13 protein-coding genes and 1 pseudogene are annotated in these 15,408 nt (G+C 72.3%); 2 read left to right on the top strand and 12 right to left on the bottom strand.

Annotation, left to right across the window (positions count from 1 at the left end):
• Together NH287_RS13345 and NH287_RS13350 are read right to left on the bottom strand one after the other, a co-directional pair.
• A pseudogene (locus NH287_RS13345) lies at window positions 1-97 on the bottom strand (3-hydroxybutyrate dehydrogenase); the annotation flags it as partial.
• A complete protein-coding gene (locus NH287_RS13350; RefSeq protein ID WP_253036003.1) occupies window positions 94-1,476 on the bottom strand; it encodes an MFS transporter in 1,383 nt (460 codons plus the stop codon). The pseudogene NH287_RS13345 and the gene NH287_RS13350, both read right to left, overlap by 4 nt.
• Window positions 1,477-1,620: 144 nt before the next feature.
• On the opposite strand from NH287_RS13350, the gene NH287_RS13355 reads away from it, so the two are divergent.
• Window positions 1,621-2,529: a LysR family transcriptional regulator gene (locus NH287_RS13355; RefSeq protein ID WP_253036004.1), complete on the top strand. Its 909-nt coding sequence runs from the start codon at window positions 1,621-1,623 to the stop codon at window positions 2,527-2,529.
• A gap of 151 nt (window positions 2,530-2,680) precedes the next feature.
• On the opposite strand, the gene NH287_RS13360 is transcribed toward NH287_RS13355, so the two are convergent.
• From NH287_RS13360 to NH287_RS13395, 8 genes are all read right to left on the bottom strand, one after another.
• On the bottom strand, window positions 2,681-4,021 hold the full coding sequence (locus NH287_RS13360; RefSeq protein ID WP_253036005.1) for a DUF6716 putative glycosyltransferase: 1,341 nt from the start codon (window positions 4,019-4,021) through the stop codon (window positions 2,681-2,683).
• Window positions 4,018-4,890 (bottom strand): N-acetylneuraminate synthase family protein, encoded by an 873-nt coding sequence (locus NH287_RS13365; protein WP_253036006.1) that lies wholly within the window; start codon window positions 4,888-4,890, stop codon window positions 4,018-4,020. The genes NH287_RS13360 and NH287_RS13365 overlap by 4 nt, the downstream gene beginning before the upstream one ends.
• 104 nt (window positions 4,891-4,994) lie before the next feature.
• Window positions 4,995-6,158, bottom strand: a complete 1,164-nt coding sequence (locus NH287_RS13370) for an acylneuraminate cytidylyltransferase (protein ID WP_253036007.1) — start codon at window positions 6,156-6,158, stop codon at window positions 4,995-4,997.
• Between the two features lies 1 nt (window position 6,159).
• Entirely contained in the window at window positions 6,160-7,512 is a 1,353-nt protein-coding gene (locus NH287_RS13375) for an alpha-2,8-polysialyltransferase family protein (protein ID WP_253036008.1), read from the bottom strand.
• Window positions 7,509-8,486, bottom strand: coding sequence for a glycosyltransferase family 2 protein (locus NH287_RS13380; RefSeq protein WP_253036009.1), 978 nt, complete (start codon window positions 8,484-8,486; stop codon window positions 7,509-7,511). The genes NH287_RS13375 and NH287_RS13380 overlap by 4 nt, the downstream gene beginning before the upstream one ends.
• A gap of 66 nt (window positions 8,487-8,552) precedes the next feature.
• Window positions 8,553-8,939 (bottom strand): DUF779 domain-containing protein, encoded by a 387-nt coding sequence (locus NH287_RS13385; RefSeq protein ID WP_217528859.1) that lies wholly within the window; start codon window positions 8,937-8,939, stop codon window positions 8,553-8,555.
• An 11-nt stretch (window positions 8,940-8,950) separates the two neighbouring features.
• Entirely contained in the window at window positions 8,951-10,498 is a 1,548-nt protein-coding gene (locus NH287_RS13390; RefSeq protein WP_253036010.1) for an aldehyde dehydrogenase family protein, read from the bottom strand.
• A gap of 169 nt (window positions 10,499-10,667) precedes the next feature.
• Complete coding sequence (locus NH287_RS13395; RefSeq protein WP_253036011.1) at window positions 10,668-11,981, bottom strand: helix-turn-helix domain-containing protein; 1,314 nt, start codon at window positions 11,979-11,981, stop codon at window positions 10,668-10,670.
• 187 nt (window positions 11,982-12,168) lie between these two features.
• Here NH287_RS13395 and NH287_RS13400 point away from each other — a divergent pair, with 187 nt between their 5' ends.
• A complete protein-coding gene (locus NH287_RS13400) occupies window positions 12,169-12,564 on the top strand; it encodes a hypothetical protein (protein WP_253036012.1) in 396 nt (131 codons plus the stop codon).
• 15 nt (window positions 12,565-12,579) lie between these two features.
• Here the strand turns inward: NH287_RS13400 and NH287_RS13405 are convergent, their stop codons facing one another.
• Together NH287_RS13405 and NH287_RS13410 are read right to left on the bottom strand one after the other, a co-directional pair.
• On the bottom strand, window positions 12,580-14,007 hold the full coding sequence (locus NH287_RS13405) for a CCA tRNA nucleotidyltransferase (protein ID WP_253036013.1): 1,428 nt from the start codon (window positions 14,005-14,007) through the stop codon (window positions 12,580-12,582).
• Window positions 14,008-14,045: 38 nt separating this feature from the next.
• The coding region (locus NH287_RS13410) for a methyltransferase (protein ID WP_253036014.1) at window positions 14,046-15,408 on the bottom strand (1,363 nt) is incomplete at its 5' end.

Below are 15,408 nucleotides of genomic sequence, written 5' to 3' on the forward strand. Positions count from 1 at the left end.
CCCGGGCACCGGCGGCGGCGAGCGCCGAGGCGCACGCCGCGCCGATGCCGCTCGCGCCACCCGTGACCAGGGCGGTCCGGCCGGTGAGGTCGGTCATGCGCGCTCCTTCTCACGGAGCAGTTCGGCCGTGCGGACGGCATCCGCTTCGTCGATCGCCTGCAGCGAGGCGCCCTTCGTCTCGCGCATGAGGACGATCGTGGTCCCGGTGATGAGGCAGGCGATCGCGATGTAGATCGAGACCGGGGTCCACGAGCCGAAGTCGCGCAGCCACTGCGTCGCGAGGATCGGGGCGAGCGAGCCGGCCGCGATCGCCGTGACCTGCGCGCCGAGCGAGACGCCGGAGTAGCGCATGCGGGTCGGGAACAGCTCGGCCATGATCGCCGGCTGCGGCGCGTACAGGAACGCGTGGAACGTCAGGCCGACGGTCACGGCGAGCACGATGAGCACGGGGTTGAGCGTGTCGAACAGCGGGAAGGCGAAGAACGCCCACGTCGCGCTGAGGGTCGCGCCCGTCAGGGCGACGGGCCGGCGGCCGAACCGGTCGGCGAGGCGCCCCACCTGCGGAATCACGAGGAAGTGCACGACGTGCGCGATGAGCAGGGCGAGCAGCAGCTGGCTGGTGTCGTACTCGTGGACGGTCTTCAGGTAGACGATCGAGAAGCTGACGACGATGTAGTAGACGATGTTCTCCGCGAACCGCACGCCCATGGCCTGCAGCACGCCGACCGGGTAGCGACGCAGCACCTCGACGACGCCGTACGAGACCGCCTTCTCGGCCTCGACCTGCGCCTTGGCCTCGAGGAAGATCGGCGCCTCCTCGACGTGACGGCGGATGTAGAAGCCGACGAGGACGATGACGGCCGACAGCCAGAAGGCGATGCGCCATCCCCAGCCGAGGAAGTCCTCGGAGCTCAGCACCCACGAGGTGATGAGCAGCACGAGCGTCGCGAGCAGGTTGCCGACGGGAACGGCGGCCTGCGGCCAGCTCGACCAGAACGCGCGCGACCGGTTCGGGCTCTGCTCGGCGACGAGGAGCACGGCGCCGCCCCACTCGCCGCCGACGGCGAAGCCCTGCAGGAAACGCAGCGCGACCAGCAGCGCGGGGGCCCAGTACCCGATCTCGACGAAGCCGGGCAGGCAGCCCATCAGGAAGGTCGCGACGCCGACGATGATGATCGTCGCCTGCAGGGTGGGCTTGCGACCGAAGCGGTCGCCGATCTGGCCGAACACGACGCCGCCGAGCGGCCGCGCGATGAAGCCGACGGCGTAGGTGACGAAGGCGGCGATGATCCCGTCGAGCGACGAGCCGGTCTGCGGGAAGAAGTAGGTGCCGAACACGAGGCTCGCGGCGGTGGCGTAGAGGAAGAACTCGTACCACTCGACGACGGTGCCGGCCATCGAGGCGGCGACGACGCGGCGCAGGCCGGACGGGGTGGGGGATGCCGCGGGGTCGGCGGCGCGGGTGGGGGCTGACATGGTCTCTCCGATCGATGTCGTCGATGACATCCGGGGTGGTCTGCTCTGACGCGGGACGCGGTGGCGTCCGCCCGATAGTCTGCGGAGCGGGCGCGATACAGATCAATGCCCAGTCCTGCACCCGTCATGTGCAGAATTGCACACATGGATGCCCGTGGTCGCCTCCGCGCCGATGACCTGCTCGTGCTGCTCGCCGTCGCCCGGTCGGGTCGCTACACGACGGCGGCGAACGCCCTCGGCGTCGATCACACGACGGTCGCGCGTCGCATCGCGGCCCTCGAGGACGCGGTCGGCGGGCGCCTCGTCGCGCAGTCGGGCGGCGGCTGGGAGCTCACGGCGCTCGGCCGCCAGGCGGTCGACACCGCCGGACGGATCGAGTCCGCGCTGACGCAGCTCTCCGGCGCCGGCGAGGACCACGACCCGATCGCGGGTGTCGTGCGCATGTCGGCGACGGACGGGTTCAGCGCCTTCATCGCCGCCCCCGCCGTCGCGCGGCTGCGCCGGCAGCACCCGCGCCTGAGCGTCGAGATCGTCACCGCGACCCGGCGGGCCGCCGCGCACCGTCCGGGCCTCGACATCGAGGTCGTCGTCGGCGCCCCGCAGTCCCGGCGCGCGCAGGGCGTCGAGCTCGGCGCCTACACGCTCGGGATGTACGCCTCGCGCGCCTATCTGGAACGGGAGGGGATGCCGCGCGACGCCGCCGAGCTCATGCGGCATCCGCTCGTCTACTTCGTCGACGCGATCCTCCAGGTCGACGCCCTCGATCTGCCGCGGCGCCTCGTGCCCGAGATGCGCGACGGACTGAGCTCGACGAACGTCTTCGTGCACGTCGAGGCGACCCGGGCGGGGGCGGGGATCGGGCTGCTGCCGTGCTTCGTCGCCGACCGGCACGACGACCTCGTGCGCCTGCTGCCCGATCAGTTCGACGAGCGGCTGCCGTACTGGATGATCGTGCGGCCCGAGTCGCTGCGGATCCCGGCGGTCGCCGCCCTCGCGGACGCGCTGCGCGACGAGACCGCGGCCGCCGCCGCGATGCTCGCCGGGCGCCGCTGACGCGCGGCGTTCTCCTCCCCTGTCACGAACGGCGGCCGCACGCGGCGTGTTGCGACAGGGGAAGCCCCCCGGCGCAGCGGCATCCCACTTCCCCTGTCACGAATGGCAGCCGCGCGCGGCGTGTTGCGACAGGGGAAGCCCCGGCGCCCCGTCAGTCGATCGCGACGAGCGCGGCGCGGCGGGGCCGGACGATCGGGTCCTGGTACCGGGCCGGGGTGACGGTGATGTCGGTCTGGTCGTCGAACCAGCTGCCCGCGCCGCGACGGCCGAGCACCCTGCGCGCGGTGAGGATGCCCCAGACGAGCGGTGCGCCGACGGCGAGCGCGACGGCCCCCGTGAGCGAGCGGTCCTCGCGGCCGAGCACGGCCTTGCGCTGCCACGCCTCGTGCAGCGCGCCCCCGCGGGCCGTCGGGACGAACCGCGGCGGCAGCAGGCCGCGCCGGCGCAGCGAGACGAGCTGCTCGACGTCGGACCACCAGGTCGACTGCTCGGGGGCGTGGAAGTAGTTGTCGGCGAGCCACTGCGCGTTCGGGTGCCGGAACCGGCGGGCGATCACGTCCTCGGCACTGCCCAGCACGCCGCTGCCGTTGAACACGGTGTTGAGGTGCGTCTTCGAGACGCCGAACGTGTCGAGGGCGATGACGGGGACGCCCATCGCCATGGCCTCGATCGCCGCCGTCGAGCTGACCGTGACGAGCCCCTCGGCGTTCGCGAGCGCCTGCGCCATCGGCTCGTGCGAGAAGACGAGGTTGTCGGGCCGGTCCCGCAGCAGTTCGGTCAGCTCGGTGCGCTCGTAGTGCGTCTCGGTCTCGCCGAGCTCGGGGCGGGAGCGCAGCTTCACGACGACACGCCGCGACGGGTCGGCCATGGCCGCGGCCCGCAGGATGCCCGCGATGGCGACCCGGTCGGCGGGCTCGCGCGGGACGATCGCCTGCGCCGCGAAGACGAGGTCGGTGCCGCCCCCGGACGGACGCGCCGGACGCGCGAACGGCAGGGTCGCGAGCCCCAGGCGCAGCTCGAGGCCAAGGCGCTGGGCCAGGTGCCGGAACGCCCGTCGCTCGCGCTGCGAGTGCACGATCATGAGATCGCAGTGCTTGCGATACATCGCGGCGCCGCGCTGGGCGGGGATCGAGATGCCGGGCAGCCCCGACACCACGACGGGCCGCGGCGCGACGCGGTCGATCTGCCGCATCACGAGCCGCACGAACGGGCCGCGGCCGCCGATGACGACGACGACGGGCCGGTCCTTCGCGAGCCAGGCCGCGATGTCGTCGCAGCCCAGGCGGGTGACCGCCTCGGGACGGATGCCGGTGCCCGCCAACGCCGCATGCTCCTGCGCCACGCTCACCGTGAGCGGCGTCTTCACGAGCAGCAGGTGGGGGTCCACCGACGGCGCGGAGTCGATGAGCGCCGCCGACCACTTCACGAAGGAGTCGGCGTCGGCGATCGCGACGACGCGCAGGCGTCCCGGACGGTTACCGCGCATGGTCATGCCGGGACGCGGCGCAGCTTCGCCATGGGGGCGAGCTCACCCTCGTAGATGCGCTTCACCCCGTCGCCGAGAGCCGTCTCGATGACGCGGATGTCGCGGACGAGGTGCTCGAGACCGGTCGGCTCGAGCGAGGCGGCGTGGTCGGAGCCCCACATGGTGCGGTCGAGGGTGATGTGGCGCTCGACGGCGACCGCGCCGAGGGCGACGGCGGCGAGGGAGATCTGCAGGCCGCGCTCATGGCCGGAGTATCCGACGGGGATGCCGGCGTAGCGGTCGCGGAGCGAGGCGATCATCTTGATGTTCGCCTCCTCGGGCTCCATCGGGTAGGTCGACGTCGCGTGCATGAGCACCGTGCGGTCGGTGCCGAGCACCTCGAGCGCGCGGTCGATCTGCTCGATCGTGGACATGCCCGTCGAGAGGATGACCGGCTTGCCGGTGGCGCGCAGCGCCTCGAGCAGCTCGATGTCGGTGAGGCTCGCCGAGGCGACCTTGTGGGCGATGACGCCGAGGTCTTCGAGGAACTCGACGCTCGGGACGTCCCACGGCGAGGCGAACCAGTCGAGGCCGCGCATCGTGGCGTGGTCGCCGATCTCGATGTACTGGTCGCGGTCGAACTCGACGCGGTAGCGGTACTCGAGGTAGGTCATCGTGCCCCACGGGGTCTCGCGGAGCGTGTCGCGCATGTGTGCGGGCGTCGCGATCTCGGGGGTGCGCTTCTGGAACTTGACCGCGTTCGCGCCGGCGTCGGCGGCGACGTCGATCAGACGCTTGGCGAGCTCGACGTCGCCATTGTGGTTGAGGCCGATCTCGGCGATGACGTACACGGGGTGTCCGCCGCCGAGTACGTGGTTTCCGATGGTCACCGTCATGGCGAGTCCTTTCGTCGTTACTCCCCTCAGCGTCGGTTCCGACCGTGAATGACGGATGAATCCCGGGTGGCGAGGATCAGACGACTGGCTGTCGGGTGGGTGCGTCAGCGTGCGGCGAGGACGCGGTCGGCCAGTTCGCGCACCGCTCCGGCGCCGCCGGGGCGCGTCAGCACGACGCGCGCGGCGGCGACGACGTCGGGCCGGGCGTCGGCGACGGCGACGGGCCAGCCGACGAGAGCCATCGCCGGCAGGTCGTTGACGTCGTTGCCGAGGTAGGCCGTCTCGGCGAGGTCGATGCCGCGGTCGGTCGCCCACTGTCGCAGCACGGTCGCCTTGTCGTCGACGCCGTGGATCACCTCGACCTGCAGCTTCTCGGCGCGGGCGCGGACGACCGCGTTCTGCTCGGTCGACAGGATCAGAACCGGCACCCCGGCTCGCCGGAGCAGCGCGACCCCCATGCCGTCGGAGCGGCTGACGCGCACGTGCTCGGTGCCGGCGGCATCCACCCAGGCGGAGTCGTCGGTGTGGACGCCGTCGAAGTCGGTCACGACGACCCGCGCGGCGAGGGGTTCGGCGGGCTCGAGCAGGTGCGCGAGGGTCTGCGCGGTGCGCAGGTGCGCCGGGTCGTCGATCTCGATCGCGGACTCCTCGGGGACCTCGACGATCCCGGTCCGGCCGAAGAAGCGGTGCCGGGCCTCCCGGAACCCGTCGGTCGTGAAGACGTAGAACGCGCCCGTCTCGACGTAGTGCGGGTCGCGGTCCTGCCGGCGCGGTCGGTGTGCGGCGTCGTGACCGAGAGCGGATGCCGCCCCGGCGGCATCCCTCCGCCAGACGAACTCGTAGCTCTCCCGCGCCGAGAACACGCTGTCGGCGCGACCGCCCCGCACGAGCGCCACCGCCTCACCGAGGGCGGCGGCGGGGATGAAGGGGCTCGTCGCCTGCAGGAACGCCGTCACCCGGGGGGTGATCCCCTCGGCCGCGAGGGTGTCGAGGGCGTGCAGCAGCGCGCTCTCGGAGCTGGCCTGGTCGCCGGAGATGTCGGCGGGGCGGTCGACGACGCGCGCCCCGGCGGCGCGCGCGGCGTCGGCGATTGCGGCGTCGTCGGTCGAGACGACGACGAGGTCGATCGCGCCGGAGGTCAGCGCGGCACGGACGGCGCGCGCGACGAGCGGGATGCCGCCGACGCGAGCGACGTTCTTGCCCGGCACGCCTTTCGACCCGCCGCGAGCGGGGATGATCGCGATCGTCTGGGCGGTGCTCGGCGTCACGTCATCCTCCTCGCAGGGCCTTCCAGGCCCGCTTCCCCCGGCGCCGCGCGCCGCGGAGCGCGAGCTGCACCTCTGTGATGCGACTCGCGCCGTCGCGCTGGCCGAGCGCACGCGAGAACAGGCCGGGCGTGCCGCCGCCGGGGAGCGCGAGCGAGGTCAGGCGCGTGCGGGCGAAATACCGGGAGCGCTCGGCGGCGGGCGCCGACGCGAGGAACTCCTCGGCGCGCGGCCGCAGGTGCGCGGCGATGACCGGCTGCATGGCGTACCCGACGGCATCGACGAGCAGCTGCATCCGCTCTCCCGGGTAGGGCGAGTCCGGACGGGTGAGCGCGTCGATGATCGTGACCGGGATGCGGTTGCCGTTCTCGAACGGGGTGAGTCGCTGCAGCAGCAGATCGGTGCCGACGGCGCCGATGGGCAGGCCGGTCAGCGCCTGCAGCGTGGGCAGGGCCGTCGAGAAGCCGGCGACCGCGCCGACGAACGGCAGCCGCACGGCGAGGACCTCGGCGGGGGTGCCGCCGCGGAAGACGGTGAGGCCCACCCCGCGCGCGGCGGCGTGCGCCGCGAGGTCGTCGATGAGGGCGGGGGCCGACGACGGATGCGGCTTGAACACGATCGAGCCCGGGCGCCACTCGAGCGCACGGTCGATCATGTCGCACTGCATCCGCAGCTCCTCGTCGGCCGAGATGAGCTTCAGCGCCGAGAGGTACTGCCCGAGCACCAGGGCCGGGCGATCGAGCTGCACGAGCGCATCGATCTCGGGGGCGTCCGTCGCGGCGGCGACCTCGTCGACGATCGCGCGGAGGGCTGCGGGTGGCACGGGCACTCGAGCGGCAACGGGGAACAGCAGCGGCTCGACGCCCGGCACGGTGTCGGCGTAGACGACGGCGGTGACCCGGCTCACGACGGTGTGCGGCCAGCGATTGCGGATCGGCGAGTACGTCATGAGGCCGTCTCCGACGATCGACACGTCGGCACCGGCGAACACGTCGATGAACACCCGCGACGGCGCGACCTGCGGGCTCTGCAGGAACAGCTCGACGTCCGCGTCGCCGATCCCCCACGCCTGGCGCAGCAGGCGCTCGAGTATGGGAGCCGCGTTCGCGGTCACGCGCCAGTGCGGCGGGCGCTCCGGGGCGAGCAGAGCGTTCAGGTCGACGACGCGGTCGAAGCGCGCGCGGAGGGTGGCCAGGTGCGCGGCGTCCCCGATGCCCGGGGCGGCTTCGGGGATGATGGCCGCGTTCACGGCGACGAGGATGCGTCCCGACGGGGATGCCGGGATGGCCCCGGCATCCATCGCCGCGACAGCGGTCATGAGACCGTACGCGGAGTTGAGGACGAAGATCTGCGTCATGCGGTGCGCACCTCGCGCACGAGGCGCGCAAGGATGCGGCGACGGCGGTCCGACAGCCGCGACAGCGCCGGGTCGATCTGCTCGGCCGGGATGGCGCGCAGCAGGTCACGGATGCCGGTGCGCAGCGCCGTGCGGTCGGCGGTCGACATCGCGCGGGCGCGGAACAGGTGGTAGGCGCACACGGACATCGTCGTCGTCGCGATCTTGGGGAGGAAGCGGTCGGCCTCGTCGTCGGCCTCGACGACGCGGATCGCCTCGGCGAAGGCGGGGAGGAAGTCGAGCTGGCGCCGGTCGAGCACCTGCGTGAGCGAGGTGGTGACGCCGCGGCGGTACAGGATCGCGGGGGCGTCCACGACCGCGAACGATTCCGCGCGCAGGTGCAGGCGCCAGATCCACGGGCGGTCCTCGGCCGTGAACAGGCCCGGCTCGAAGTGCGCGAGACCCTGGTCCAGCACGCGCCGGTGGAACATGCCCGCCCAGGCATAGGGGTAGTCGACCATCGTCGTCTCGTCGGCCGGCATGATCGCGTCGCGCGGCGACACGACCCGTCCGCGGCGCCCGTGCGGTGCGCGCATGAGCCGGCGGCGACCGTCGGTGTCGGTGACGTGGTCGGTGCGGACGAAGTCGCATTCCAGCCGGCGCATCGAGCCGACGAGGCTCTCGAGGCGCTCGGGGTGCATCCAGTCGTCGCCGTCGACGAAACAGAAGAAGTCGGTGTCGACGAGGTCCAGTCCCTGGTTGCGCGCCGCAGCGAGGCCGACGGGCTGCGCGTTCGAGATGATCTCGACGTGGGGCATGTCGCGCGCGAAGTGCTGCACCTGCGCGCGGGTGTCGTCCGTCGAGCCGTCGTCGATGACCACGAGGCGCAGGCGACCCGGGTCCTCGAACTGGCGTCCGAGGGTCGTGACGGTCGTGCCGATGTACGGGCCGGCGTCTTTCGCCGGCAGGATGACGGTCACGATCGGGGAGGACACCCCGCGATCCAAACAAGCGGGCGTGACCGGAAGGTGTCGTCCGGGTGAACGGTCGTGGTCGGGCGTTCAGGCGAGCCCGAAGGCGGCGAGCTCCTCGTCGGTCAGCATCCGGGACCGGATGAGGAACCGCATCCCCGTCGGCCCCTCGACCGAGAACCCCGCCCCGCGTCCCGGAACGACGTCGATCGTGAGGTGCGTGTACTTCCAGTACTCGAACTGGGATGCCGACATGTACACCTCGATCGGATCGTCGAGGCCCGCGTCGATCTCGCCGAGTTTCACGTCGCCCGCGCCGGTGAGGAACATGCCCACGGGGTAGCACATGGGGCTGCTGCCGTCGCAGCATCCGCCCGACTGATGGAACATCAGCGGACCGTGCTGCGCGGTGAGGGTGCGCAGCAGGGCCGCCGCCTCGTCCGAGACGGCGACCCTGCTGTAGGTGGTGTCGGTCATGGGGTGACGGCTCAGAAGAAGCCCATCGCGCCTTCGGCGTACGACACGAGGAGGTTCTTTGTCTGCTGGTAGTGGTCGAGCATCTTCAGGTGGTTCTCGCGTCCGATGCCCGACTGCTTGTACCCGCCGAAGGCCGCGTGGGCGGGGTACTGGTGGTACGTGTTCGTCCACACACGGCCGGCCTCGATCGCACGTCCCGCCCGGTACATGGTGTCAGCCGAGCGGCTCCAGACGCCTGCACCGAGACCGTAGAGGGTGTCGTTGGCGATGTCGATCGCGTCGCCGAAGTCGTCGAAGCTCGTCACCGAGACGACCGGGCCGAAGATCTCCTCCTGGAAGATCCGCATGTCGTTCGTGCCCTCGAACACCGTCGGCGCGACGTAGTATCCGCCGCTCAGGTCGCCGCCGAGGTCGACCCGCTCACCGCCGGCCAGCAGCTTGGCGCCGCCCTGCTTTCCGATGTCGATGTAGCTGAGGATCTTCTCCAGCTGGTCGTTGGAGGCCTGCGCACCGATCATGGTCGCCGGGTCGAGCGGGTTGCCCTGCACGATCTTCGAGACCCGGTCGAGGCCGTCGCCCAGGAACTGGTCGTAGATCGACCGCTGGATGAGAGCGCGTGACGGGCACGTGCACACCTCGCCCTGGTTCAGCGCGAAGAACGTGAAGCCCTCGAGCGCCTTGTCGTAGTACGCGTCGCGGTCGCGCGCCACGTCGTCGAAGAAGACGTTCGCGCTCTTGCCGCCGAGCTCGAGCGTGACGGGGATGAGGTTCTGCGATGCGTACTGCATGATGAGCCGGCCGGTCGTGGTCTCACCGGTGAAGGCGACCTTGCGGATGCGCATGTGCTGCGCGAGCGGCGCGCCCGCCTCGATCCCGAAGCCGTTCACGATGTTGACGACGCCCGCCGGAAGCAGGTCGCCGATGATCTCGAACAGGAACAGGATGGATGCCGGGGTCTGCTCGGCGGGCTTGAGCACGACGCAGTTGCCCGCGGCGAGGGCGGGAGCGAGCTTCCACGTGGCCATGAGGATCGGGAAGTTCCACGGGATGATCTGGCCGACCACACCGAGGGGCTCATGGAAGTGGTAGGCGACGGTGTCCTCGTCGATCTGGCTGAGCGAGCCCTCCTGAGCCCGGAGCACACCTGCGAAGTAGCGGAAGTGGTCGACGGCGAGCGGGATGTCGGCGGCGAGCGTCTCGCGCACCGGCTTGCCGTTCTCCCACGTCTCGGCGACGGCGATCTTCTCGAGGTTCTCCTCGATGCGGTCGGCGATCTTGTTGAGGATGACGGCGCGCTCGGCGGGCGTGGTCTTCTTCCACGACGCGAACGCCTTCCACGCGACGTCGACCGCGCGGTCGATGTCCTCCACGGTGCCGCGGCCGACCTCGCAGAACGGCTTGCCGGTGACGGGGGTGATGTTCTCGAAGTACTGGCCCTTCACCGGCTCGACGAACTCGCCGCCGATGTAGTGGCCGTAGCGCGCCCGGTACTCCGCCACCGCGCCCCGCTGGCCGGGTGCGGCGTAGACGCTCGAAACGCCCTCTTCGACGATGGTCATGCTGTCTCCTTCGACGGACATGGATGCGGCGACGTCGCCGCGGATCGGATGCCGGCACGCTACGCCGCGCAACGTTGCATCCGGTTGCGCCCCGGCATCCCCCCGTCCCCGCCTTCCCCTGTCGCAACACGCCGCGGCGGCCTGCCGTTTGCGACAGCGGAACGACGGGTCAGGCGGTGAGGGCCTCGAGCCGGGCGACGAGCCCGGGGCGACGCGGCGAGCGCGGCGGCAGCATGCGCAGGCACAGGCGGAGCACCTCGGCATCCTCCCGCCCGTCGGCGCTGTCGGCGTAGGCGAGCAGCGCTTCGACGCCGGCCTCGCCGATCATCGTCTCGCGCAGGGTGGCCCGCACCGACGTGCGCAGCTCCTCCACCCCGGGCGCGACCGAGTCCGGCAACACCGGCCCGGTGTACGCGGCGAGCGCGACGCGGTGCGCCCCGCGGTCGAGCAGCGACACGACGTGCTGCACGTCGGTCTCGAGCTCCGCCGGCAGCCGGTACGGACGCGACAGCGGCACGAGCTGCGGCGCCTGCTTCTCGAGCACTCTGCGCAGGCGCACCATCTCGGGTCGCAGGGTCTCGACCGCGGGCTCGCCGTAGACGAGGTCGGCGAGCGCCTCGGCCGACAGGCCTTCCCGGTGGCTGGCGAGCATGAGCAGGATCTCCGCGTGTCGTGCGCTGAGCTCGACGACGGATGCCGCGGCATCCCCCTCCGTCTCGAGCAGCGCCCGGTCGCGCCCCAGAACCCGCAGGGTCGCGTGCCGGACGGTCGCGGCGCGGGGGGCTCGGCGCCGGGGCGCCTCGGCGCGGGAGCGCAGCCGTCCGACGAGCAGCTCGCTCTCGATGGCGCGCGCCGTCGCGTCGACGAGCAGCTGCGCCTGCGGCGTGACGGCCTCGCTGCCGCCGGTGACGTCGATCACCCCGAGCAGGCGCCGGGTCTCGGGGTCGTGGACCGGCGCCGCGGTGCACGACCACGGCTGCACGAAGCGGTTGAAATGCTCGGCCTGCCGGATCTGCACCGCCCGGTCGAGCGCGAGCGCCGTACCGGGCGCCGAGGTGCCGACGGATGCCTCGGCCCAGTCCGCGCCGGCGACGAATCCCATATCGCCGGTGAGGGTGCGCACCCCACGGTCGCCCTCGACCCAGAGGAGGCGACCCGAGGCGTCCCCGACCGCGACGATGACACCTGAGTCCTCGGCGGAACCGGGCAGCAGGAGCGATCGGACCATCTCCATGACGCCCGCGAGCGGATGGGCGCGGCGGTAGGCCTCGAGCTCGTCGGCCGTCATGTCGAGGCGCGGGAGCCCTTCGGCGGCGGCATCCGAGGCCAGCGACCGGCGCCACGATTCCCGGACCAGCGGCCGGACATCCTCGAGCCGCGGGTCGCCGGCGTTCCCGGCGAGGAGCTCCTCGTGCGCGCGCTCGATCAGCAGGCGCGAGGTGGCGGGCGCGACCTGGACCCGGGCGGACCACGGCGAGCTCATGGGGCTCCGATCATCGTCGAAGGAGCGGTGCCGGTCAGTCTAGGTCGACCTGCCCGGGAACGACAGGGCGGGGGCGGCCCGCGGCAAGGCGACCACCCGCGCTCGCCTGTCACGACACGCCGTCGCCGGCCGCAGATCGTGACAGGCGAGCGGCCCCGGGGCCCCGCCGCCGGGCCATGATGAAGGCATGAGCTCCGCGAAGTCCGTCGCCGCCGTCGTCGTCCGTCGCCTGACGCGGTGGGGCACGGCATCCGTCGTCGTCGGCGGCGCGCTCGCGCTGTTCCCGCGCACCCGCGCGTTCGGCCTGCAGAACCTGATGTGGGGCGCGATCGACGCCGGTCTCGCGGCGTTCACCCGCCGTCAGCGGAGCGTCCCGAAGAAGCGGATGCTGCGCCGCATCCTCCTGGTGAACGCGGCGCTCGACGTCGGTTACGTCGCCACCGGCGCCCACCTCGCGGCGCGTACGCCCTCGTTCGGGGGGCGCCTGAGCCGAGCGGATGCCCGCGGACACGGTCTCGCGATCGTCATCCAGGGTGCCGTCCTCTTCGTCATCGACCTCACCGCAGCGCGACGCCTGCGCTGAGCCGCGTGCACGGGCTCAGCTCCGCGCGGCCCACCACTCGCGCAGGCGCTGCTCGGCGGCATCCGCTCCGATGACCCCCTCGTCGAGGCGGATGTCGAGCAGGAACCGGTACGCCTCGCCGACCTCGCGACCGGGACGGATGCCGAGGACCTCCTGGATCCGGTTGCCGTCGAGCTCGGGACGCATCGCGTCGAGCTCCTCCTGCTCGGCGAGCGCCGCGATGCGCGACTCGATGTCGTTGTACGCGGTGCGCAGCCGCGTCGCCTTGCGCTTGTTGCGGGTCGTCACGTCGGCTCGCGTCAGGATGTGCAGCCGCTCGAGCTGCTCGCCCGCGTCGCGGACGTACCGCCGGACGGCCGAGTCGGTCCACGCGCCCTCGGCGTACCCGAAGAAGCGCAGGTGCTGCTCGATGAGCTGACACACGGCATCCGTCGTCGCACCGTCGAACCGCAGCGCCTGCAGCCGCTTGCGCGCCATCCGCGCGCCCTTGACGTCGTGGTGGTGGAAGCTGACCGCGCCGCCCGGCTCGAGCTTGCGGGTCGCGGGCTTGCCGATGTCGTGCAGGAGCGCGGCGAGGCGCAGGGTCACGTCGGGCGCCTGACCCGGGTGCCGCTGCTTCTCGAGGTCGATCGCCTGCGCGAGCACCGTGAGCGAGTGCTCGTAGACGTCCTTGTGGTGGTGGTGCTCGTCGACCTCGAGCCGTAGGGCCGGGACCTCGGGCAGGAAGAGCGCCATGAGGCCGGTGTCGACGAGCAGACGGATGCCGCGGTCCGGCGCATCCGTCGACAGGAGCTTCACGAGCTCCCCCTGGATCCGCTCGGGGCTCACGATCGACAGGCTCGGCGCGAGCCGGCTCATCGCCTCGAGGGTCGCAGGGTGCACGTCCATGCCGAGCTGGCTCGCGAAGCGGGCGGCGCGCAGCATCCGGAGCGGGTCGTCGCCGAAGCTGACGTCCGGATCGGTGGGGGTGCGCAGCGACCCGCCGACGAGGTCCTCGACGCCGCCGGTCGGGTCGACGAGCGACGGTCCCGGGATGCGGAGCGCCATCGCGTTGACCGTGAAGTCCCGGCGGACGAGGTCCTGCTCGAGGAAGTCACCGAACTCGACGGTGGGTTTACGGGTCGCGCCGTCGTAGCTGTCGGCGCGGTAGGTCGTGATCTCGACCTGCTCGCCCCGGATCTTCGCGCCGATCGTGCCGAAGGCGCGACCGATGTCCCACGTCGCCGTCGCGAGCGGTTTCACGATGCGCAGGATGTCGTCGGGTCGCGCGTTCGTCGTGTAGTCGAGGTCGTTGACGGTGCGGCCGAGCAGCGCGTCGCGGACGGGTCCGCCGACGATCGCGAGCTCGAACCCGGCATCCGCGAACGCGCGGGCGAGCGTGGCCGACACGGGAGCCTCCGCGAGCGCGCCCAGGCGCGCGAGACCGTCGGCCATGTTCAGCATGCCTACGAGCCTACCGACGGCATCCGCCGCACCCCGCCTCACACCACGCGCAGGAACCCCGTGAACGCCAGCTCGCGCACGCGCGGCAGCAGGTCGGCGCGGAGCGCGGCGGCATCCACCTCGAGCAGGTCGGCGATCGCGTCGATGAGCACGCCGAGCGGCAGGTCGCCGTCGCACGCGCCGACGAGGGCGGCGAGTGCGGGGTCGACGTTCAGCACGCGCCCGAACCCGGCGCCCTGACGCAGCTCGATGACCGAGGGTTCCTCGGCGCCCGGGCGGTGGTGGCGGGCCTCGGTGACGTCCGACGCGACGATCGCGGTCGCCTCGGCCAGTCCGTCGTCATCGAGGAGCCCCAGGCGGTCCCACGCCGCGAGCGCGGCCCCCAGGTGCGGCCCCAGGGCCCCGGGCACCGGCTGGGTGACGCGCTCGTAGCGGGCGAGGGGCGGCATCCCGATCGGCGTCCGCCGCAGCAGCAGGTACCCGAAGCCGACCGCCGTCACCCCGCGCGCGGCGAAGTCCCCGAGCCACGCGTCGATGAGGCGGGCGTAGTCGGGGCTCCCCGGCGCCGTGCCGCCGTCGCGCACCCACAGTTCGGCGTACGCGAGCGGGTCGAGCTGCTCGCGTTCCACGATCCACGCGTCGAGCGGGTGAGCGGATGCCGCGACCCACTTCCGCACGCGGTCGAGACCGTCCTGCCCGTCGCGGTACTCCCAGTTGCCGAGCAGCTGCGCCGTCCCGCCGGGGGCGAGCACCCCGCCGACGCCCGACACGAACGCCGCGACGAGATCGTCACCCGCGAAACCGGCATCCCGGTACTCGTACTCGGGCACCCCGGCGACGCGCGGCGTGATGACGAACGGGGGATTCGAGACGACGCGGTCGAACTCCTCGCCCGCGACGGGCTCGAACAGGCTGCCGTGGCGCACCTCGATGCCGTCGACGTCGTTGAGCGCGGCGTTCAGCAGCGTGAACCGCAGCGCCCGCTCCGACACGTCGGTCGCGACGACGCTCGACGCGCTCCGCCGCGCCCGCAGGGCCTGGATGCCGCATCCCGTCCCGACGTCGAGTACGCGCCGCGCGGGGGTGTCGAGTTGCAGACCGGCGAGCGTGAGCGAGGCGCCGCCGACGCCCAGGACGTGCCCGGTCGGCAGCGCGCCGCCCAGCGCCGCCTCGTCGAGGTCGCTCACGATCCACCACCACCCCGAGCCGGCGGCATCCGTGTAGTCCTGCGGGCGCAGCAGCACGAGCGGTGTCGCGGTGCCGCCCTCGACGCGCACGATCCCGAGCGTCACGAGACCCGCGACCCCGGCGGTCGGCAGCGCGCGGTCGAGGTCCGCGGCCGGCGCGGCGTCGCCGAGGAAGAGCGTGCGGCACAGCACCGCGAGCGCGTCGCTGCGGCCC

The sequence above is a fragment of the Microbacterium sp. CnD16-F genome, assembly GCF_024124465.1.
Classification (GTDB): Bacteria; Actinomycetota; Actinomycetes; order Actinomycetales; family Microbacteriaceae; genus Microbacterium; species Microbacterium gawkjiense.

Bases quoted from the DNA above. Each gene is read 5' to 3' on its own strand.
- NH287_RS13350 (WP_253036003.1), bottom strand. From the start codon at position 1,476: ATGTCAGCCCCCACCCGCGCCGCCGACCCCGCGGCATCCCCCACCCCG.
- NH287_RS13375 (WP_253036008.1), bottom strand. From the start codon at position 7,512: ATGACGCAGATCTTCGTCCTCAACTCCGCGTACGGTCTCATGACCGCT.
- NH287_RS13385 (WP_217528859.1), bottom strand. From the start codon at position 8,939: ATGACCGACACCACCTACAGCAGGGTCGCCGTCTCGGACGAGGCGGCG.
- NH287_RS13365 (WP_253036006.1), bottom strand. From the start codon at position 4,890: ATGACGGTGACCATCGGAAACCACGTACTCGGCGGCGGACACCCCGTG.
- NH287_RS13390 (WP_253036010.1), bottom strand. From the start codon at position 10,498: ATGACCATCGTCGAAGAGGGCGTTTCGAGCGTCTACGCCGCACCCGGC.
- NH287_RS13400 (WP_253036012.1), top strand. From the start codon at position 12,169: ATGAGCTCCGCGAAGTCCGTCGCCGCCGTCGTCGTCCGTCGCCTGACG.
- NH287_RS13355 (WP_253036004.1), top strand. From the start codon at position 1,621: ATGGATGCCCGTGGTCGCCTCCGCGCCGATGACCTGCTCGTGCTGCTC.
- NH287_RS13360 (WP_253036005.1), bottom strand. From the start codon at position 4,021: ATGACCATGCGCGGTAACCGTCCGGGACGCCTGCGCGTCGTCGCGATC.
- NH287_RS13405 (WP_253036013.1), bottom strand. From the start codon at position 14,007: ATGCTGAACATGGCCGACGGTCTCGCGCGCCTGGGCGCGCTCGCGGAG.
- NH287_RS13395 (WP_253036011.1), bottom strand. From the start codon at position 11,981: ATGAGCTCGCCGTGGTCCGCCCGGGTCCAGGTCGCGCCCGCCACCTCG.